The 19058-nt window shown below is 58.5% G+C and carries 16 protein-coding genes and 2 pseudogenes; 12 read left to right on the plus strand and 6 right to left on the minus strand.

Features of this window, described 5'->3' with window-relative positions; genetic code table 11:
• The first annotated feature begins 17 nt into the window (after positions 1-17).
• Genes glpD through glpK form a run of 3 tightly spaced genes read left to right on the plus strand, consistent with a single transcriptional unit; the run spans position 18 to position 3950 of the window.
• Entirely contained in the window at positions 18-1553 is a 1536-nt protein-coding gene (glpD, locus tag JCM25146_RS03050) for a glycerol-3-phosphate dehydrogenase (protein ID WP_051543955.1), read from the plus strand.
• Between the two features lie 49 nt (positions 1554-1602).
• On the plus strand, positions 1603-2421 hold the full coding sequence (locus tag JCM25146_RS03055; RefSeq protein WP_025825799.1) for an MIP/aquaporin family protein: 819 nt from the start codon (positions 1603-1605) through the stop codon (positions 2419-2421).
• A gap of 29 nt (positions 2422-2450) precedes the next feature.
• A complete protein-coding gene (gene glpK / locus JCM25146_RS03060) occupies positions 2451-3950 on the plus strand; it encodes a glycerol kinase GlpK (protein ID WP_025825801.1) in 1500 nt (499 codons plus the stop codon).
• A 57-nt stretch (positions 3951-4007) separates the two neighbouring features.
• Here the strand turns inward: glpK and JCM25146_RS03065 are convergent, their stop codons facing one another.
• On the minus strand, positions 4008-4505 hold the full coding sequence (locus tag JCM25146_RS03065) for a copper chaperone PCu(A)C (RefSeq protein ID WP_025825803.1): 498 nt from the start codon (positions 4503-4505) through the stop codon (positions 4008-4010).
• A gap of 132 nt (positions 4506-4637) precedes the next feature.
• Here JCM25146_RS03065 and nrdR point away from each other — a divergent pair, with 132 nt between their 5' ends.
• The 3 genes from nrdR (at position 4638) to thiL (ending at position 6668) form a co-directional block, all read left to right on the plus strand.
• The gene (gene nrdR, locus JCM25146_RS03070; RefSeq protein WP_025825805.1) at positions 4638-5114 is read left to right on the plus strand and encodes a transcriptional regulator NrdR; all 477 of its coding nucleotides are present in this window, start codon (positions 4638-4640) and stop codon (positions 5112-5114) included.
• 62 nt (positions 5115-5176) lie between these two features.
• Entirely contained in the window at positions 5177-5704 is a 528-nt protein-coding gene (gene nusB / locus JCM25146_RS03075) for a transcription antitermination factor NusB (protein ID WP_025825807.1), read from the plus strand.
• A complete protein-coding gene (gene thiL, locus JCM25146_RS03080) occupies positions 5670-6668 on the plus strand; it encodes a thiamine-phosphate kinase (protein WP_025825809.1) in 999 nt (332 codons plus the stop codon). Before nusB ends, thiL begins: the two co-directional genes overlap by 35 nt.
• 33 nt (positions 6669-6701) lie before the next feature.
• Here the strand turns inward: thiL and JCM25146_RS03085 are convergent, their stop codons facing one another.
• Positions 6702-7847, minus strand: coding sequence for a GNAT family N-acetyltransferase (locus JCM25146_RS03085; RefSeq protein WP_025825811.1), 1146 nt, complete (start codon positions 7845-7847; stop codon positions 6702-6704).
• A gap of 9 nt (positions 7848-7856) precedes the next feature.
• Between JCM25146_RS03085 and JCM25146_RS03090 the strand changes: the two genes are divergently transcribed.
• Positions 7857-8720 (plus strand): SDR family NAD(P)-dependent oxidoreductase, encoded by an 864-nt coding sequence (locus JCM25146_RS03090; protein ID WP_025825813.1) that lies wholly within the window; start codon positions 7857-7859, stop codon positions 8718-8720.
• A 371-nt stretch (positions 8721-9091) separates the two neighbouring features.
• On the opposite strand, the gene JCM25146_RS03100 is transcribed toward JCM25146_RS03090, so the two are convergent.
• On the minus strand, positions 9092-10219 hold the full coding sequence (locus JCM25146_RS03100) for a glycosyltransferase family 4 protein (protein WP_025825816.1): 1128 nt from the start codon (positions 10217-10219) through the stop codon (positions 9092-9094).
• A 305-nt stretch (positions 10220-10524) separates the two neighbouring features.
• Positions 10525-11912, minus strand: a pseudogene (locus JCM25146_RS16820) (NAD-dependent succinate-semialdehyde dehydrogenase).
• A 188-nt stretch (positions 11913-12100) separates the two neighbouring features.
• Between JCM25146_RS16820 and JCM25146_RS03110 the strand changes: the two are divergent.
• Complete coding sequence (locus tag JCM25146_RS03110; RefSeq protein WP_242400882.1) at positions 12101-13105, plus strand: AraC family transcriptional regulator; 1005 nt, start codon at positions 12101-12103, stop codon at positions 13103-13105.
• A 19-nt stretch (positions 13106-13124) separates the two neighbouring features.
• On the opposite strand, the pseudogene cysG reads toward JCM25146_RS03110, so the two are convergent.
• Positions 13125-14530, minus strand: a pseudogene (gene cysG, locus JCM25146_RS16825) (siroheme synthase CysG).
• Positions 14531-14757: 227 nt separating this feature from the next.
• Between cysG and cobG the strand changes: the two are divergent.
• The 4 genes from cobG to cobJ are packed head-to-tail and all read left to right on the plus strand — an operon-like array spanning position 14758 to position 18197.
• Positions 14758-16095, plus strand: a complete 1338-nt coding sequence (cobG, locus tag JCM25146_RS03120; protein WP_242400883.1) for a precorrin-3B synthase — start codon at positions 14758-14760, stop codon at positions 16093-16095.
• The gene (locus JCM25146_RS03125; protein ID WP_025825820.1) at positions 16082-16711 is read left to right on the plus strand and encodes a precorrin-8X methylmutase; all 630 of its coding nucleotides are present in this window, start codon (positions 16082-16084) and stop codon (positions 16709-16711) included. The genes cobG and JCM25146_RS03125 overlap by 14 nt, the downstream gene beginning before the upstream one ends.
• Complete coding sequence (locus tag JCM25146_RS03130) at positions 16708-17433, plus strand: precorrin-2 C(20)-methyltransferase (protein ID WP_148298956.1); 726 nt, start codon at positions 16708-16710, stop codon at positions 17431-17433. The genes JCM25146_RS03125 and JCM25146_RS03130 overlap by 4 nt, the downstream gene beginning before the upstream one ends.
• Positions 17430-18197, plus strand: a complete 768-nt coding sequence (cobJ, locus tag JCM25146_RS03135) for a precorrin-3B C(17)-methyltransferase (RefSeq protein ID WP_025825824.1) — start codon at positions 17430-17432, stop codon at positions 18195-18197. The genes JCM25146_RS03130 and cobJ overlap by 4 nt, the downstream gene beginning before the upstream one ends.
• Here cobJ and JCM25146_RS03140 read toward each other — a convergent pair.
• Positions 18164-18997: a cobalt-precorrin-6A reductase gene (locus JCM25146_RS03140; RefSeq protein ID WP_025825826.1), complete on the minus strand. Its 834-nt coding sequence runs from the start codon at positions 18995-18997 to the stop codon at positions 18164-18166. The two genes, cobJ and JCM25146_RS03140, sit on opposite strands and share 34 nt — an antisense overlap.
• Between the last annotated feature and the right edge of the window lie 61 nt (positions 18998-19058).

Genomic DNA, 19058 nt, shown 5'->3' on the forward strand with positions numbered 1-19058 from the left:
GCAAAGCCTTCGTATAGATGGAACCGATAAAAACCATGTCAGCATCTGCATCACCCGAACGTATCTACGACCTCCTTGTTGTCGGGGGGGGCGTTAACGGTACCGGCATTGCGCGCGACGCCTGCGGGCGTGGGGCATCGGTCCTGCTGGTCGAGCAGGATGACCTGGCCAGCTATACGTCTTCCTCCAGCACCAAGCTGATCCATGGCGGGCTGCGGTACCTTGAGTATTATGAGTTCCGCCTCGTGCGTGAAGCGCTTATGGAGCGTGAACGTCTGTTGAGCATGGCGCCGCATATCATGTGGCCACTGCGCTTTGTGCTGCCCCATTCCAAACTGGTGCGCCCGGCATGGATGCTCAGGCTCGGACTGTTCCTTTACGACCATCTTGCTTCGAACATGACGCTGCCCAAATCTATCGGGGTTGATTTTCGTAAACATTCATCCGGTCGGGCGCTCAAACCCGAATACGCAAAAGGGTTCATTTATTCCGATGGCTGGGTACAGGACAGCCGCCTTGTCGTGCTGAACGCCATGGATGCGGCCGAGCGTGGGTGCGATGTGCGTGTGCGCACACGCCTGATTGCCGCCCAGCGCGTAAACGGCCAGTGGCTGGCCACACTGGAAGACCGGACTACGGGGCAGACCCAGACGGTCCGTGCCAAAGCCATGGTTAATGCCGCAGGTCCATGGGTTGCCCGCCTGCTGGCAGATACGCTTAAAATTCCCAATTCCAAATCCGTACGTCTGGTCAAGGGCAGCCATATTATTGTTCCGCGTGTCTATGAAGGGCCGCAGGCTTACATCTTCCAGAACCCGGACAAGCGGATTGTGTTCGCTATTCCGTACGAACAGAAGTTCACCCTGATCGGCACCACGGATATTCCGTGGAAAGAAGAGCCGGGCAAGGTTGGCATCGCTCCGGACGAAATTGTCTATCTGTGCGAGAGCGTAAACCGCTACCTGAATGTGCAGGTCAAAGAAAGCGATGTTGTCTGGAGCTACGCGGGCCTGCGCCCCCTGTATGATGATGCCTCGGCCAACGCATCTGCTGTAACCCGCGATTACGTGCTGGACCTGGACACACAGGACGGAGCGCCTTTGCTGTCCATTTTTGGTGGTAAAATTACGACCTACCGCAAGCTGGCCGAACATGCGCTGGAAAAGCTGGCGCCTGTGCTACCCGCCGTTGGTGGCCAGAGCTGGACTGCCGCAGAAGTGCTGCCCGGTGGGGATATTGGGGAAGGTGGCTTTGACGGAGCCCTTGCCCGCCTGCGCCGTGCGGCTCCGTGGCTGCCTGAAGGGCTTGCATGGCGGCTTATGCGCAACTATGGCAGCCGGGTATACGAAATTATCGGGCAGGCCACTTCCATGGCGGACATGGGAGAACTGCTCGGTGGGGACCTGACCGCACGTGAGGTTGATTACCTGATGGAACGCGAGTGGGCACGCACGGCAGAGGATGTGCTCTGGCGGCGTAGCAAGCTGGGTCTACACCTTGACGATGCGGAAAAAACCCGTGTTGAAACCTATGTTCACAAGAAAGCCGTCTGATCTGTAAAATACTGCTTTCCGAACAAAAAAAACAAAAAGAGGAAAGATTATGGACAAGGTAAAAAATACGCTTTGGGGTGAGTTGATAGCCGAGTGTCTGGCTGTGCTGATTATCATTCTGGTAGGTGATTCAGTGGCAGCCATGTATTCCCTGTACGACCCCAGCCCCTACCAGCTTTCCTACTGGGGGGTGGCCATAACCTGGGGGCTGGGGGTGACACTTGCCATTTATGTGACCGGGGCTGTCTCTGGCACGCACGCCAACCCGGCCGTTACGCTGGCGCTGGCGTGCTACCGTGGTTTTGCATGGCGTAAAGTGCTGCCATACTGCGCGGCTCAGGTGCTGGGCGGTTTTCTGGGTGCGTGTCTGGTTTATGCCCTGTATGGATCAGTCATTGCGCATTATGCGCAGGTGCATCATCTGGACTTCGCGCATGACGGTGCTGCGGCTGGTGTGTTTTTCACCCATCCGGGGGATTTTGTAACGCCACTGCATGCGTTGCTGAATGAGACAATTCTGACTGCGTTCCTTGTCCTTGGTATTTTTGCAGTAACCTGCCAGTACAATACGGCAGCGCCACAAGCTAATTCGGGGGCGTTGATCATAGGCCTGCTGGTCGCCATTATCGGTGCGTCCTCAGGGTATCTGGAAGGTTGGGCTATTAACCCCGCGCGGGACTTTGGGCCCCGTCTGTTCTGCTTTATTGCAGGGTGGGGGGAAACAGCCCTGCCATCTCCCCAGAACTATTGGTGGGTGCCTGTTGTTGGTCCGCTTGCTGGCGGATTGATCGGTGCCACAATTTATCAGACGCTGCTGCGTCCGTTCATGCCCGCTCTGGGCCGTCAATCCACTCCTGCGGCAGACTGACTGCTCAGAATAAGAAGGGATACCCCCACATGACCAAAAAAGATTGTGTTCTGGCGATTGATCAGGGAACGACCTCAACCCGCAGCATTGTTTTTGACCGAAATGCCAATGAACTGGCTGCGGCCCGTCAGGAGTTCCCCCAGCATTACCCCAATGCAGGTTGGGTTGAGCATTGCCCGGAAGATATCTGGACCGATGTGCTAAACACTGCCAGAGCCGCACTGCAGCAGAGCGGGGCTCTGGACCGGATTGCGGGTATTGGCATTACCAACCAGCGCGAAACCATTGTGGTGTGGGAGCGCAGCACGGGCAAACCAATCCATCGCGCCATTGTCTGGCAGGACCGGCGTACCGCTGCAGTCTGCCAGAAACTGCGCGATGAAGGTGCTGAAACACTGGTGCGTGAGCGCACGGGTCTGCTGCTGGACCCTTATTTTTCGGCTACAAAGCTGGCTTGGTTGCTGGATAATGTGGACGGTGCACGCGCGCGGGCGGAAAAGGGCGAGCTGGCATTTGGCACCATTGATTCGTTCATTCTGTGGCGTCTGACCGGCGGCAGGGTCCATGCGACCGATGCCACCAATGCGTCGCGGACCATGTTGTTTGATATTCATCGCCAGCAGTGGGATCAGGACCTGCTGAAGCTGTTCCGCGTGCCTGCGGCCTTGCTGCCTGAAGTTAAAGACAGCAGCACCCTCTATGGAGAGACAGATCCGGACCTGTTCGGTCGGGCTATTCCCATTGCCGGTATTGCAGGGGACCAGCAGGCAGCGGTTGTGGGGCAGGCCTGCTTTACACCGGGCATGGCAAAGGCCACCTATGGCACAGGCTGCTTTTTGCTGCTGAATACGGGTGACAAGCCTGTGGAATCCCGTAACCGGATGTTGACCACGGTTGCCTACCGCCTGAATGGCAAGCCAACCTATGCGCTTGAAGGCTCCATTTTTGTGGCTGGTGCGGCCATCAAGTGGCTGCGTGATGGCTTGCACCTGATTACGCATGCGTCCCAGACGGATGATATGGCAACCCGTGTGCCGCATAGTCACGGTGTGTATATGGTGCCGGGCTTTGTAGGTCTGGGGGCACCGCACTGGGACCCGGATGCCCGAGGCCTGATTTGCGGGCTGACGCTGGACGCAACCGCTGCCCATATTGCGCGTGCGGCTCTTGAGTCCGTAGCATATCAGACGCTCGACCTTGTGAGCGCTATGGTGCAGGATGGCGGTGGCACCACCGAAAGCATTCGTGTGGACGGTGGTATGTCTGCCAATGACTGGTACTGCCAGTTCCTTGCCGACATGCTGCAAGCCAAGGTTGAGCGCCCACGAAATGTGGAAACAACGGCCCTTGGCGCAGGTTTCCTGGCCGGGATGGCCACAGGCGTTTGGGAAAATGAGGAAACTGTTGCCGCCGAATGGGCGCGTGGTTCCCTGTTTGAGCCCAAAATGGACAGCACCCAGCGCCGGACCATGATTGCGGGCTGGCATCAGGCGGTCAAGCGCACACTCAGCACCTATACAGGCGGGTAAGGGCATGTGGCGTCAGAGAAAATGGGTATTCCCGGATTTTCTCTGACGCCAGACCACTCAGGGTGAGGCTGGGGCAACCGGGGCACTAACACTTTTGCTTGAACCGCCCAGAAACTGAAATGTAACCTGGACGCTGTGCTGGGCCAACTCCTGAGCCACAGGACCTATGCAGAGCATGTGATAGCCCGCGTTAGCAAATACCAGTGTTGTGGTCTCAGGTAACGCCAGATGCTGGAACAGGTGGTATGTGCCGGGCGTATTCTCCTGATCGGTATGGTAGCCAATCAGCCTGCTGCATGCCGGTGAGGTGACATCGGTCAGAAGATGGGTCGTGTGGCCAGTATTGGTCAGCGTAAAATATAGCTGGGGTTGCCTGCGTTCCTGTCCCTGTGTGGCGGGGAGATGGAATGAGATGTCGGAGATGGTAATATCTTTCTGGGCATCGGCCTGGCCGGGAATGGGGGGCTCTGGCTGGCGTTCCTCTGCATGGGCAGGGGGGAGCAGCATCAGGCCAAGCAGGGTACTGGCCAGTATTGCCTGATAACGAGGTTTCATGGTCACTCCGTGGGCCTTGGGGCATGGGCAGTATGGACGAACCCGGCTAAAACACATATCTGATTGTCAGCTGGCGCTCTTTGAATGGCATAACACAGTCGGATACGCGCCTGAGGGAAGGTTGGTACCATCATGCGTTGCCCTTTTTGCGGGAACCCGGACAGTCAGGTCAAGGACAGTCGACCAAATGAAGAGGGGTCGGCCATACGTCGTCGCAGGGCGTGCCTGTCCTGTGGGCAGCGCTTTACCACGGTAGAGCGTGTGCAACTGCGTGAACTGGTGGTGGTCAAGCAGGACGGACGGCGCGCACCGTTTGATCGGGACAAGATTTCCCGCTCCATACGCATAGCCCTGCGCAAGCGCCCGGTGTCGGATGAGCAGATGGAGCAGATCGTCACCGGGGTTGTACGCCAGCTTGAGGCATCGGGGGATACCGAAGTTGCCTCTGCCCGCATCGGAGAGTTGGCAATGGATGCACTCAAGGAAGTGGATGGAGTAGGGTATGTCCGTTTTGCCAGCGTATATCGTGACTTTACCGAAGCGCGTGATTTTTCTGAAATTCTGACGCTGATGGAAAGCAAAACCCAGCAGACCGAACAAAAAGACTAGACCTTTATGGATAAAAACGCCACAAAACGCGGCTTCGCATCCATGCGAAGCAGGAGAAAACGATGACAGGATTACAGGACCAACCCAAGCTAAAAGCTGCGCAGCGGCCACGCACCGCCGCGCGCGTTGCAGCTGTTCAGGCGCTGTTCCAGATTGAACAGAATGGGGATCGTCCGGATTCCGTTATCGAGCAGTTTCTGATCCACCGGTTCGGCACGACCCTGAGTGGGGAATCCTATGAAGATGGGCGCATCCCCGAGGCCGACGTGGCGCTGTTCACATCCATTGTCAAAGGTGCTGTAGCCAACCGTAGCGCAATTGAGCAGGATATTGTCAAAACCCTGCCATCCACCTGGCCGATAGACCGGCTTGACCCGGTTTTGCGTGCGCTCTTTTTTGCAGCCATAGCAGAGGCGCGTCACGCGGAAGTGCCTGCCGCCGTGCTGATTAATGAGTATATGGATGTGGCGCACGGTTTCTTCTTCGGGGATGAACCGCGTCTGGTGAATGGTGTGCTGGACGCACTTTTCAAAAATCCGACACCGGTTGAGGATCATGACAGCACCACAGGCACCCCAACCGAAGAGTGATCTGCCGCGCGAGTTCGCGTTTATACGGCGGCATTTTGCTGCGCTGGCAGGCCCCGCAGCCCTGAATTTGCGCGACGACGCCGCCGTTTTCCTTCCCTCCGCGGGACGGGAAATGGTGATGGCGGTCGATGCCATGGTGGAAAATGTTCATTTTCTGCCTACTGACCCACCTGATCTGATTGGCCGCAAGCTATTGCGGTGTAATCTGTCCGATCTGGCTGCCATGGGGGCTGTGCCGGAGGGGTGGCTGCTTGCCTTTGCCCGTCCGCCCCATATTACGGAAGATTGGGTGGCGCAGTTTTGCATAGGTCTGGCGCAGGATCAGGCGCTGTTCGGGCTGAGCCTGATGGGGGGGGACACGACCTCCACCTCCGGGCCCCTCGTGCTGTCCCTGACCATTGTTGGTTCTGTTACCCCCGGTCAGGCCATCAGGCGTTGTGGTGCTCGTGCCGGGGACGGGTTGTGGGTCACGGGTACCATAGGGGATGGCGCTTTGGGGCTAAGGGCGCTGCAAGGGCCTGTGCTACTGCCTGACCCTACGGGCTATCTGGCGCAGCGCTACCGCCTGCCACAGCCGCGTGTGGGTCTGCCACTGTATGGCATGGCGTCTGCGGCAATGGATGTGTCGGATGGTCTGGTGCAGGATGCAGGGCATCTGGCACGGGAAAATGCCCTGCATGTGCGCATTCAGGCAGACAGGGTTCCACTTTCCGCACCGGCGCGCGCCGCGGGGGAGAATTGGCTGGAAACCTGCCTGACCGGCGGGGATGATTACGAGATATTGTTCGCCGTTCCGCCGGAGCACGAACAGCAACTCCAGTCACATCCGTATCTGCCAACCCAGTGTGGAGATGTGCCGGTAACCCGCATAGGGCAGTTTGAGGTAGGTCCGGCCTGCGTGTCCGTTGTGGATGGTGCGGGCAGGCCATTACATTTTAAAACATCCGGGTGGAGCCACCTTTAACGCCAGCCCACACCACAGATCGGAAGGGTGGAATTACGGCAGGATTTTTTCAAACATACGATGCCGCTTATAAGGGGTGGGAGAAATGCGCTCGATAAGGTTGCGCAGCCCCTGATGTGTCTCCAACACCCACCCTAACTCAATGGTCCGGTAGGGCAGAACATGCCCCCGATGCATCAATTCATCAATAATCAGAACAGGCAGCATGGCACGCAGGGCAGTGCCCATGTATTTTTTGCGCACACCTAACAGGACAACCCGCGCGGAATGAAAGTCATGCTTGAGAATGCGCGATCCCAGCTTGAGCCAACCGAGTGGAGAGGGTGCTCCACCCAGATCCCCGCTAATGTCAAACATATTGGGTATGACCAGTGCGATGGCCGCAGGTTCGCCCTCAACTTCGGCCAGAACATACTGTTCGGGTCGCAGCACAGGTTTGAGTGCCTTGAGCAGAGACGCCACCTCGTTGGAGGTCAGGGGGACATTCCCCCATGTGTCGGCCCATGCATCATTGTAAATTTCGCGCAGGATTTCCGCGTCTTCGGCAATATGTGTCAGGCGCAGGCCGCGCATGGTAATTTTGCCCAGACGCTCGCGCAGGTTGGCTGGAATCTGGTTGGCCTGCTCGGCCTTGGGGCCGGTTTCCATACGGTAGGAGAGCAGATCCATCGCCTTGCTAAAACCTGCCTGCTCAATAGCTGGAGCAAGGCTCGCAGGGTGCCATGGCGTGCCGATCATGGACATTTCGCTCTGTCCTTCGATCATCACACCTGACTGGCCGTTGCTGTTCAGCGTCCAAGGTCCACGGATACGTTCAATACCGCGTGTTTTCAGCCACGCGGTTGCGGCTTCAAGCAGTAGGGGAACACAGGCGGGCTCAGCAGTGTCTAACGCTCCAAAAAAACCTGTTCTGGGTCCATCCTGCTGGAGTACCAGAGCATCGATCTGGGCAGATATGCGGCCAATGGGTTTGCCATTGCGCCATGCCAGAAAGTAACACGCAAAGCCATGCTCGAAAAAAGGAGCCTTGCGGGGGGAGAGCATGCTGCGCTCTTCCATGTCCAGAGGAGGAAGATATCCGGGCAAGCCATCGTAAAGCTTGCGCGGAAGCTTTATAAAGAGAGAAAGCTGACGTGAGCCCGAAACAGGGGAAACGGTAATCTGAGTCGGGAAAGACATTGCCCCTCCATGGAACGGAACATAAAAAACTCCCCGGGTGATGCCTTATTCTCTCTCAATGGGAAAGGAAAAAATGTGAGATATGCTGCATCCGGGGCGGACGTTTTGCGTTCTGTGCTGATTACGGGGGCAACCGGCGGCATTGGTGCCGAGCTTGCGCACCATTATGCAGCACCCGGCCGGACCCTGATTTTGTGGGGTAGAAACGCCCAGAAGCTGGCCCAACTGGCTACGGAATGCTGCGCCAGAGGGGCCGTGGTGCATACGCGCCAGATTGACCTGTGCGATGGCACGGGTGCTCTGACGGCCTTTGTGGAGGATGATGCCACCCACAAACCGGATTGCGTGGTGCTCGGGGCTGGTTTGTCAGATATTCAGTCCTTGGACGAAAAAACCGAAGACCCGCAGAAGGTGCTCCAACTCGGCTTGGTGAACTATGCAACACCCGCAGCACTGGCTACGGCCGCGGCGCGGAGCATGGTTGAACGGCAGGGGGGGCATATTGCGCTCATCGGGTCTGTTGCCGGTTTTTATGAAATGCCATTTTCCGCTGCCTATAGCAGCTCCAAGTCCGGTTTGGCTTTTTTTGCTAAATCTGCAGGGCTTGCGTGGCAGCAATATGGTGTAAAGTTGACCCTGATTGTTCCCGGTTTTGTGGATACACCCATGAGCCAGCGGCTTGATGGCCCCCGCCCCTTTCTGGTGCCAGCAAAAAAGGCCGCGCGGGTTATAGCCCGTGCCATTGCGCAGGGACGGCGGGAATATGTTTTCCCTTGGCCATTCCGTGTATTGCGGGTGGTAGAGCGTCTGTTGCCTCAAAAACTGAGGGAATATATTCTGCTGCGGCTGGCTGTGGGGCAGACCGAGCGATAACAATGGAGCATGCGCCTGCACCAAAGCAGGCGTAGTTGCTCTTAAAAGAGCGCTGTGCTGCCACATTTAAGAATCAGGCAGGGGTAGCTTGATTGTTATAAGAGGAGCCGTAGCGCAGGCTTATTTTTCGCGGCGTTGCTGCGTAGCCAGACAACCGTGACGCATGCATTTGCGGTGCTCGAACGTGCCATGCCCGTCCCAGGACTGCTGCTGCGTCCACGCTCCCCATTTATGGCCAAGGAGGCGGCAGATCATGCTGGTTGCAAACCATCTCATGGTTGTCCTCTTACGCGCATCGGGGTGGGCAGGTCCAGTGTTCTGCCAGCAGGTCCGCTCTGAATGCCAGTGAGCACGCGGAATCTGTCGTAGGGTTAATGATCCTGAAAATCGGCATAGACTTTCAGGGTTTCCGCATTGATTTTTTCCTGCGAGAACTCTGTTTCTGCCAGTGCTCGGCCTGCCTTGCCCATTGCCAGACGCAGCGGACGGTTATTGAGCAGCTTTTGCAGGGCCTCCGCCAGTCTGCCCGGGTTGCGTGGAGGGACCAGCAGCCCGTTGACATCGGGCAGAACAGTCTCCCGGCAGCCTTCCACATCCGTGGTAACAATGGGGCGGCCTGTGGCCAGTGCTTCAAGCAGCACTTTGGGTAGCCCCTCCCGGTAGGTTGAGGGCAGGCAGACGATTGCACTGTGGGCCAGTAGTGCGGGCATGTTGGAGCAAAAACCTAGATACTCTACCGCGCCACTTTGTGCCCATGTTTGGAGTGTGTCCTCCGGAATGGCTGCAAAGCTTGACGAGTCCGATGCTCCTGCCAGCAGGAACCGGGCCTGAATACCCTGAGCTTTAAGATGCTGCGCAGCGGTAACAAAATCCCCCACCCCTTTGTCCCACAGCATGCGCGCAGGCAGCACCACTTCGGGCACCTGATCGGGCTCGGGCGTGGCGGCAAAGACCGACAGGTCTATCCCGGCACCACGGATCAGCCGTGCCGCCTGAACGCGCACGGTGCCATTTGTCGTGAGGTGGCGGAGGTCATCGGGGTTTTCAAAAATGACCTGACTACGGCGGGGGTTGAGTAGGAGGCGCAATGCAAGGCTGACCGGTCCGCGTAGCAGGCGGGCGCGTCGGTCGCTGGACGAAAAAATATACCCCATGCCCACAGGGGCGTTAACGATATGGCGTATGTTTGCAAGCAGAGCTGCAATTGTCCCGTGGAGTATGGGCTTTATGGCAATGTGGTGGACAATATCCGGGCGTTCCTGGCGGTAAATGCGCACGACGTTGGCGATGCTTTTCAACTCATGCAGCGGGTTAAGGCTTTTGCGGTCATGCGGCCATGGGACGACACGTATGCCGTGTTCACGGATTGTATGAGCGTGCGTGCCAACCCGCGTGAGCACCACCACATCAAACCCGGCTTCCTTGGCAGCCAGAGCGCGGGCCATAAAGTGCGAGCAGAAAAACCAGTCCTCGGAAATCAGGTAAAGTAACTTGGGCATACAGTTTTTCCATGGGGTGGTGGATGCTGGCAGCATACCGGTTCGGCAGGGAGAGGGGTGTTCCCTTACGCTTTGGGTGCAACACGGTTTAACATACGACAGGACTGCTTTTTCAGGCAGAGTTTGGGCTGTCAAGCCAGAGGCCTGAGCGTGATCGGATGGTAAAGCCATAATGGCATAAAAAAACCTGCCCAGCCTGAGTGTCGCCCGGATAGAATCTTTTGCTTTGATTCTGTCCGGACTGGTTCAGGCTGCGCAGGGTTTCTCTACACAGAGTGTAGGTAAATTGCGGCTCTAAAAGAATTTTAGAACGGCGCGTCGATGTCCACGACGTCAATCAGCTTGTGGTTGACGAATTCCTTGATGCCAAGCCCGATGAGTTCGCGGCCAAAACCGGAACGGGCGACACCACCAAACGGCAGATCGGCTTTTACCATTGTCGGATGGTTGATGTAGACCATGCCGGTGTAAATGCGGCGTGCCACTTCCACCCCACGTTTGGTGTCCTGCGTAAACACGGAACCACCCAGACCATAAGGCGAATCATTGGCAATGCGGATCGCGTCTTCAGTGTCTTTGGCACGGTAAAGCTGGGTCACCGGACCAAAGAACTCCCACAGGCGTGCTTCATTGTTTTCCAGATTTGTCAGCAGGACAGGCTGGAAAAAAGCGCCTTTTTCGGGCACAGGCGCACCAATAACCTCGGCTTTTGCACCCAGTTTGCAGGCTTCTTCCACCTGTGTACGCAGATCGTCTGCGGCTTTCTGGGAGGAGAGGGGGGCAAGTGTTGTGGCCGGGTCCATCGGATCGCCAGCTTTGAGTTCCGCCACACCTTTTTTGTACAGCTCAACAAAGCGGTCATAAATGGCATCTGCCACAATCAGGCGCTTGGAAGAGACGCAAACCTGTCCGGCATTCCAGTGGCGGCCAAACACGGCCCATTTGACGGCTTTTTCCAGATCGGCGTCATCAAGCACGATAAATGCGTCAGAACCACCGAGTTCCATGGTTGCTTTTTTGAGCGCCTTGCCTGCGACCGAGGCCACAATGGCGCCAGCGCCTTCGGAGCCGGTCAGGGCAACGCCGCATACGCGCGGGTCGTTCAGCACGGTTTCGGTGTGGTGGCGAGCCAGATACAGGTTGCGGAATGCACCGTCTGGCAGGCCAGCCTTGCGCATCAGATCGTCAAAGGCTGCGGCACACTGCGCACGTTGGATGCGTGCTTGAGAATGACCGTGTTCCCTGCCGAAAGCTGGGGCGCAATGATGCGTGCGATCTGGTAGTAGGGGAAGTTCCAAGGCTCAATGGCGAACACGATACCCTGCGGCTCGTGCACCAGCATGGCCTGACCTTCTTCGGGGTTCTTGACCGGCAGGGGCTCGGCGGTCAGCAGGCGCTCCGCGTGTTCGGCGTAATATTCAAAAATTTCGGCCGAAAGTGTGACTTCCGCGCGGGCTTCAGCAAAAACTTTGCCCATTTCCAGCGTCAGCAGGGCTGCGTAGTCATCCATGTTGTCACGCAGGATTTTTGCTGCGGCAGTCATGACCTTGGCGCGCTCGGCAAAGGAGACATCGCGCCAGGACTGGAATGCGCCGTAGGCCTTGTCCAGAGCGTTCTGTACGTCCTGATCCGTTGCGTCTGCAAAGGTTTTAACGACTTCGCCCGTATAGGGGTTGGTTGTAGCGTAGGCCATGAGCGTGCTCTTCCTTGGCTGTTTGGTCAGTCATGCCAAGATGGGCCGTAAGGGGAGGGGGGCGGTAGAGCAATTCTGCTCACTTCTTGCCTGATTCTCTCCTGTGGGGGGTGTTTATACCGCTTTGGGCAAGATGCTTGCCGTGCTGATTGCCTTATTCTGCCATATCTGGAATGGTGGCATGCCGTATGATCGGGTTATTCCCGTGGTTGGTGAGCAGAGAGGATAATGTGGCGGAACAGAAGGAATGCATGGCCGGGAATCTGGCCGAGCTGCAAAATCTGGTACTCAGGCATTGCACCCAGCCTACGGTTACAACCGCCATAAAAGAACTGACCCTTTACCGTGCGGAGGTCGTGAGCGAGCCGATCCCGTTTGTGTTTGAACCGCGCGTGTATGTTATTGTGCAAGGCAGCAAGCAGGTCATGCTACGTGACCGTGTGTTTGATTATGACGCCAGCCATTATCTGGTCACCGCAGTCGATTTGCCCGTGGCAGGCTGCATTACACAGGCCTCCCCCGAGCGGCCGTATCTGGCGCTGTGTCTGGCGCTTGACCCGGCGCTGATCGCGGAACTGCTGCTGGTTGTAAATGACACGCAGGTGGACCCCAATCAGGCCTGCATCATGGGCATGGGGCTTAGCCCGCTGAATTCGGACATTACTGGGCCGCTGCTCCGGCTGATGCGGTTGCTGGACCAGCCGGAGGATATTCCCATTATCAAACCCCTGATTGTGCGGGAGCTGCTCTATCGGCTCTTACAGGGGGATCAGGGGTGTGCGCTCCGGCAGATTGCTACGGCTGGCAGCAATCTTTCCCACATTAACCGGGCCATTCACTGGATTTCCCTGCATTATGCCGAACCGTTTGATGTGGCGCGTGCAGCCAGTGTTGCCGGTATGGGCCTGTCCACATTCCACAGGCATTTTCGTGCAGCGACCAATATGAGCCCCCTGCAATACCGCACACAACTACGGTTGCAGGAGGCTCGTCGGCGCATGGTGAGCGAAAATGTGGATGCAGCAGAAGCAGCCTTTGCAGTGGGGTATGAAAGTCCGTCCCAGTTCAGTCGGGAGTACCGGCGTATGTTCGGGCGACCACCGGCACGTGATGCACTGTGTGTACGTGCCGACCAGCTTGCCGAGCGAGGGGCTGCCAAAGCTGTTTATGCGCACGAGGCGCATTGCGGTTGAAAGCCCGACATCCTTCCCCTCAGAGTGGGGAAGATATGACCCGGTGCCGCACTACTTCCCCAACAATGACCAGCGCCGGACTACTCACCTTGTTGTCCGTAACCTGCTGGGGCAGGGTGGAGAGTGTGCCGCTGAACACGCGTTGCTGTGGTAATGTGCCCCGTTCCACCACAGCAGCAGGCCAGTCTGCTGGCAAGCCATGTTCGACCAGTCTGGCGCAGAGTTGGTGAATGAGTGTTAGCCCCATGTAGATAACAATGGTCTGGCTGCGGAGGCTATGGTCTCCCACGCCAGATTCAGGGTGCCGTCAGCCCGGGCATGCCCCGTAATAAACAGGCAGGCCTGTGCACAATCGCGGTGAGTGAGCGGTATGCCCGCATAGGCCGCGCAGCCATTGGCGGCAGAAATGCCCGGGATAATGCGGAAAGGGATACCCGCATCCACCAGCGCTTCTATTTCCTCCCCTCCGCGACCAAAAATAAAGGGGTCGCCGCCTTTGAGCCGGAGTACGCGCTCCCCTTCCTTGGCGCGGCGAATCAGCTCGGCGTTAATGCCGTCCTGCGGCAGGGTATGGTTGTTGGTCTGCTTGCCAACAAAAACCCGCTCGGCATCACGGCGCACAAAATTGAGGATATCCGGCCCCACCAGATTGTCGTACAGAACGCTATCCGCATCTTGCATCAGTCGCAGGGCTGCCAGTGTCAGCAGGTCGGGGTCGCCCGGGCCTGCGCCAACCAGCCAGACTTCCCCAGTTCTGCGCTGGTCTTCGCGCACAATACGTTCAAGCTCCTGCTGGGCAGCCTGTGTATCGCCCGACATGGCCAGCGGGCCGCCCGTGCCGTCCAGAAAATGTTCCCATATGCGGCGGCGCAAGGCGGAGTCCGGCACCTGTGTGCGTAGAGCCGTGCGGCTGTGCTGCATAAATGCGGCCAGTCTGTGCAGGCCTGCAGGCATAATTTCTTCTATTTTTGCCCGTAACCTGCGTGCCAGAACTGGGGCGGCGCCGCCGGTGGAGACGGCAATCTGTACGGCACCCCGTGTGGTCATGGCCGGAGTAATAAAGCTGGAAACCTCCGGGTCATCTACCGCGCAGACTGGGATGTTCATGCTCTGGCACAGAGCGCTTAGTTCGGCGTTGAGCGCGCGGTTGCTGGTGGCCAGATAAACCATGCGGCAACCCGGCAGCAGGGATGTCAGCGTTTTGACCGAGGCTTCCTCACGGATCAAACGTGCCTTGCCGTCTGCTACAAGACGTTCAAGTTCGGGGGAGAGTGTGGGGGCGAGGATGTCCACCAGTGCACCCGTCGGTACAAGAAGCTGCACCTTGTTGGCCGCGACATTGCCGCCGCCAGCCACAAGAACACGCGCCCCTTCCAGCCGGAGCATGATGGGAAACCAACTGGTTCGCTCGAATGAAGCCTTCATGGTTCATGCTGCAAGCAGGATTTTGCCCTAGATGCAAGAGGAAGCTGAGCGAAACTGCATAAAAGTGGATGTCTGCTGTGCCAGCGCCTACTTTGACAAGTCTGCTCGCACGGGCCTAACACGGTCGCAGGTCAGCCCCGGCCCAGTGTGCTATGGGGTGGAGCAGGGTAGCTCGCCCGTATTTTTCTGGCACATGCTCCTGTTCCATCATGTTGTGGGCATGCGGTGTGTCTGTCGCTTTTGTCGTCTTTTGTGGAACACCACAAAATCTGGGCAGGCGTTCGGGGGCAACCCAAGGGCCAGAGGTGGCCAAGCAGACGGGAGTAACCGGGATGTATGGCAGTTTTGCACAACCGGAAGTCAAAGGGTGGTGCCCTGGTCTTTTTGCGCCCATGGAGGCAGCAGATGGCTGGTTGGTGCGCGTAAGGCCCAGACTGGGGCGGCTGGAAGCCGCTCAGGCTTTTTTGCTGGCTGATGTCGCGCAACAGCAGGGTAATGGCCGCATCGGGCTGACCAACAGGGCCAGCCTGCAACTGCGCGGGTTTGGGGCCGCTGCTGCCCGCCGGTTCCCCGATATTGCGGTTGCGGCAGGCCTTGGCCTGTCCGATGCGGGTATGGAGCGGCGGCAGGCCATGCTTGTATCACCTCTGGCGGGGGATGACCCCGCGTGTGCGCCAGACACACATGCCTGTGCAGAGGCCCTGCGTAATGCTCTGATTAGTGCTGCGGCCCTGTCGGCCCTACCGGGCAAATTTGGTTTTGCTGTGGATGGTGGTGGGCTTTACGCATCAGGCCTGTTGCAGGCGGATATAACAGTGCGCGCGATGGAAGGCGGGCAGTGGTCGGTTATCTGTGGCGCCTTGTGTACGCAACCCGCTCATTATGCTGTGGCGGTCAGGCAGGCAGTCGGGCTGGCAGAGGCGTTTGTAACCTCTCATCAAAGTACGCGGCCACAACGCGCCCCAGACGTTGGGGAGAGGTTATTCCACATTCTGGGGCTGCAAGGTCACACGGCCCCCATGAGTGCAGGCCCTGAGCTGGGTGGTTATAGCCTTGTCGGGTCACTCGGGCATGGACTGGTTGCCCTGTCCGTTCCGCTGGGTTGCATGACCGCTGCCATGCTGCGTGACTGCGCACAGGTTGCAGCAACACAGGGTGATGGCGTTCTGCGCCTGACACCTTGGCATAGCATTGTTCTGGGTGGCATGCCGCAGGTGCCTGTGGTGGCTGGCATGGTCACGGACCCGGCCTCCGCCCTGTTACGGACATGGGCCTGTAGTGGGGCCGGGGCCTGTGCGCAGGCCGTGGGGGAGACTGAGGGACTGGCGCGCAATCTGGCTCCTTTGTTGCCTCATGGGGGCACCTTACATGTTTCAGGCTGCCGCAAGGGATGCGCATATCCTGCTGCTGCCGATTTTACTGTTGTTGCCGGTGCTCAGGGGTACGGGCTTGTGCGTAATGGTACGGCCTCAGGGCGTGTGGAAAGCCTGTTCGCCAACGAACAGGCTGTTTATAAAGCATTTGAGTCATTCAAACACGAAGGAGCGGTGGATGCCGGCCTATGAGTATATTCGGGATGGGGCGGCCATCTATCAGCGGTCTTTTGCCACAATCCGGGCAGAGGCAGACCTGAGCGCCTTTACTTTGGAGCAAGCAGCTGTGGTTGTGCGGATTATTCATGCCTGTGGCATGGTTGGTGTTGCCCAGTCCGTGGCCATGACGGACGATTTTGTGCCACGGGCGCGGCAGGCCCTGCGCGGTGGATGCGCCATTCTGTGTGATGCGGAAATGGTGGCCCGTGGCGTAACCCGGACGCGCCTGCCTGCTGATAACGATGTGATCTGTACTCTGCGTGACCCGCGCACGCCGGAGCAGGCTCTGGCTATTGGGAACACACGCTCGGCGGCTGCGCTTGATTTTTGGGGGGACAGGCTTGGAGGGGCTGTCGTGGCCATAGGTAATGCGCCCACAGCCCTGTTCCATCTGCTGGAAATGCTGGATGCGGGGGCACCTCGCCCGGCAGCCGTGGTGGGGGTGCCGGTCGGTTTTGTGGGGGCCGCAGAATCCAAGGAGGCACTCACCAAAAGGCATGATGTGCCTTGGCTGGTTGTTCATGGTCGTTTGGGAGGCAGCGCCATGGCCGCCGCGGCTCTGAACGCCCTTGCGACCGAGGTCGAATAATGGCGGGAACACTCAGTATAGTCGGCGTGGGGCCGGGCGACCCGGAATTGCTGACCCTGCGGGGCGCACGCCTGATCGGGGCGGCGCCGGTGGTGGCATATTTCTGCCGTGAAAAGCACCCCAGTCAGGCCCGGACCATAGCGCAGGCCCATATTGGCCCCGGTGCCGAGGAGTTGCCGCTTGTCTACCCGTTCACCACGGAGGTTTCGGTCAACAACCCGGCTTACCACCAGAACATGTCGGTTTTTTATGACCAGAGCGCCGAGCGCATGGCCGCAGTGCTGGCCACCGGGCGCGATGTGGTGCTGCTGTGTGAGGGCGACCCGTTCTTATATGGCTCTGCCATGTATCTGTTCGACCGCCTTCGTGCACGTTGCCACATACAGGTGGTCCCCGGCATTATGGCCATGAATGGATGCTGGAGTCAGGCCCTGACCCCCATGACTCATGGAGATGATGTGCTGTGTGTGCTCCCGGCTACCTTGCCTGAGGCAGAACTGGCAGGTTGGCTGGACCGGGCGGATGCCGCCGTGATCATGAAGATCGGGCGTAACATGCCGCATGTGCGCAAGGCGGTAGCCCAAAGCGGGCGTATGGAGGATGCCATGTATGTTGAGCGTGGCACACAGGGGGCGCAGGCTATAACCCCGTTGGCTGAGCAGGAGGGAACAGCGCCCTATTTTTCCCTCGTGCTTCTGCCCGGAAGGAAGCGCGTACGATGAGTAGTGGCTCTGTTGTTATTGTGGGCCTTGGGCCGGGTAGCCCCCAGCAGTTGACCCCACAGGCGCAGGAGGCACTGGCCCGCGCGACCGATCTTGTCGGATATGCGCCATATGTCAGGCGGGTGGAAGCAGGCCCGGAGGTGGTGCGCCACATATCGGATAACAGGGAGGAAATAGCGCGTGCCCGCCATGCGTTGGAACTGGCCCTGAACGGGCGGCACGTTGCTGTGGTTTCGGGCGGGGATGCCGGGGTATTTGGCATGGCCAGTGCTGTGTTCGAGGCGGTAGAGAACGGCCCGCAGATATGGCGAGCGTTGGATATTCAGGTTATTCCCGGCGTCAGCGCAGTGCTCGCAGCATCCGCGCGGCTTGGTGCGCCGCTCGGGGGGGATTTTTGTGTGATCTCCCTGTCCGATAACCTCAAACCCTGGCCGGTTGTGCTGGAGCGTTTGCGGCTGGCGGCGCAGGCGGGTTTTGTAATCGCCTTGTACAACCCACGCTCGCATGCGCGGCCATGGCAGCTTGGAGCTGCCTTTGAGCATTTACGCCAGACCATGCACGGGGACGAGCCTGTAGCCTTTGCCCGTGCCATAGGCCGGCCGGATGAGGCTGTCCGTCTCTCCACCATTGCGCAGGCCAGTGCTGAGTGGGCGGACATGAGCACGCTTGTGCTGATTGGTTGCCCAGCCACCCGTGTGCTCACCCGCCCCACAGGCGAAGAGCCGTGGCTTTACACCGCGCGCAAGGTGGAAGGTGCACATTGATCCCGCAGCCACGCCACAGCCTGCTCCACATTCGGGGCGTGTGGCGTGTTCTGTGGGGCGGGGCGTGCGATCATTATAACGGGTATGCCCATAATGCGTGCCGCTTCCAGCTTGGCGTGGGTGGCAGTTCCCCCGGAGTTTTTGGTCACCAGCACGGTAACTTTTTGCTTCCGCATCAAGTCCAGTTCGCTATTCAGGTCAAATGGTCCGCGGGCAAGGATTACCCGCGTATCGGGCGGCAGGTCGGCCGGATCGGGCAGCTCAATGGAACGGAACAGGTAATGGTGCTGTGGTGCTGCCAGAAAAGGCCGGGTCTCCTTGCGACCAGTAGTCAGGAACACCGACTGGGGCGTGCTGTTCCACTGGCTGGCGTGGGCCAGAGTCCGGGCGGCATCTGTTATGCTGGGGACCACCTGCCACTGGTCCTGTGGTGTTGGCACCCAGCCCGGACGCTCCAGACGCAACAGGGGAACTCCGGCTCTGGCACAGGCTACGGCGGCATGCTGGCTCATTTGAGCTGCAAAGGGGTGGGTAGCATCCACAACAGCGGCAATGTCGTTGTGGCGGAGCCAGTGGAGCAGCCCTTCCACGCCACCAAAACCGCCTATGCGGGTTGCCATGTCCGGCAGATGCGGCTGGCTGGTTGCACCGGCAAGGGACAGTACGGCATGGCACACAGGGTCTGTGCTTGTCAGCCGCCGGCAAAGGGTGCTGGCTTCCGTTGTGCCGCCAAGAACCAGAACGCGGGGGCATGTGGGGGAGTGAGTGGTTATTCCGCTATAGGCAGATACGGAGGGCATGGAAAAACCTTGGTGCCGGAGTATGCCATCCAGCCTATACCCGCACTCTCACAGCCGGGGC

It is taken from the genome of Acetobacter okinawensis JCM 25146 (assembly GCF_000613865.1).
Taxonomy (GTDB): Bacteria; Pseudomonadota; Alphaproteobacteria; order Acetobacterales; family Acetobacteraceae; genus Acetobacter; species Acetobacter okinawensis.

What these genes read in the sequence shown, in the direction of transcription:
- glpK (WP_025825801.1), top strand. Translation starts at nt 2,451, where the DNA reads ATGACCAAAAAAGATTGTGTTCTGGCGATTGATCAGGGAACGACCTCA.
- JCM25146_RS03085 (WP_025825811.1), bottom strand. Translation starts at nt 7,847, where the DNA reads ATGTCTTTCCCGACTCAGATTACCGTTTCCCCTGTTTCGGGCTCACGT.
- JCM25146_RS03055 (WP_025825799.1), top strand. Translation starts at nt 1,603, where the DNA reads ATGGACAAGGTAAAAAATACGCTTTGGGGTGAGTTGATAGCCGAGTGT.
- nrdR (WP_025825805.1), top strand. Translation starts at nt 4,638, where the DNA reads ATGCGTTGCCCTTTTTGCGGGAACCCGGACAGTCAGGTCAAGGACAGT.
- JCM25146_RS03065 (WP_025825803.1), bottom strand. Translation starts at nt 4,505, where the DNA reads ATGAAACCTCGTTATCAGGCAATACTGGCCAGTACCCTGCTTGGCCTG.
- JCM25146_RS03110 (WP_242400882.1), top strand. Translation starts at nt 12,101, where the DNA reads ATGATCGGGTTATTCCCGTGGTTGGTGAGCAGAGAGGATAATGTGGCG.
- glpD (WP_051543955.1), top strand. Translation starts at nt 18, where the DNA reads ATGGAACCGATAAAAACCATGTCAGCATCTGCATCACCCGAACGTATC.
- JCM25146_RS03100 (WP_025825816.1), bottom strand. Translation starts at nt 10,219, where the DNA reads ATGCCCAAGTTACTTTACCTGATTTCCGAGGACTGGTTTTTCTGCTCG.
- JCM25146_RS03090 (WP_025825813.1), top strand. Translation starts at nt 7,857, where the DNA reads ATGGAACGGAACATAAAAAACTCCCCGGGTGATGCCTTATTCTCTCTC.
- nusB (WP_025825807.1), top strand. Translation starts at nt 5,177, where the DNA reads ATGACAGGATTACAGGACCAACCCAAGCTAAAAGCTGCGCAGCGGCCA.
- cobJ (WP_025825824.1), top strand. Translation starts at nt 17,430, where the DNA reads ATGAGTAGTGGCTCTGTTGTTATTGTGGGCCTTGGGCCGGGTAGCCCC.
- thiL (WP_025825809.1), top strand. Translation starts at nt 5,670, where the DNA reads ATGACAGCACCACAGGCACCCCAACCGAAGAGTGATCTGCCGCGCGAG.
- JCM25146_RS03125 (WP_025825820.1), top strand. Translation starts at nt 16,082, where the DNA reads ATGCCGGCCTATGAGTATATTCGGGATGGGGCGGCCATCTATCAGCGG.
- JCM25146_RS03140 (WP_025825826.1), bottom strand. Translation starts at nt 18,997, where the DNA reads ATGCCCTCCGTATCTGCCTATAGCGGAATAACCACTCACTCCCCCACA.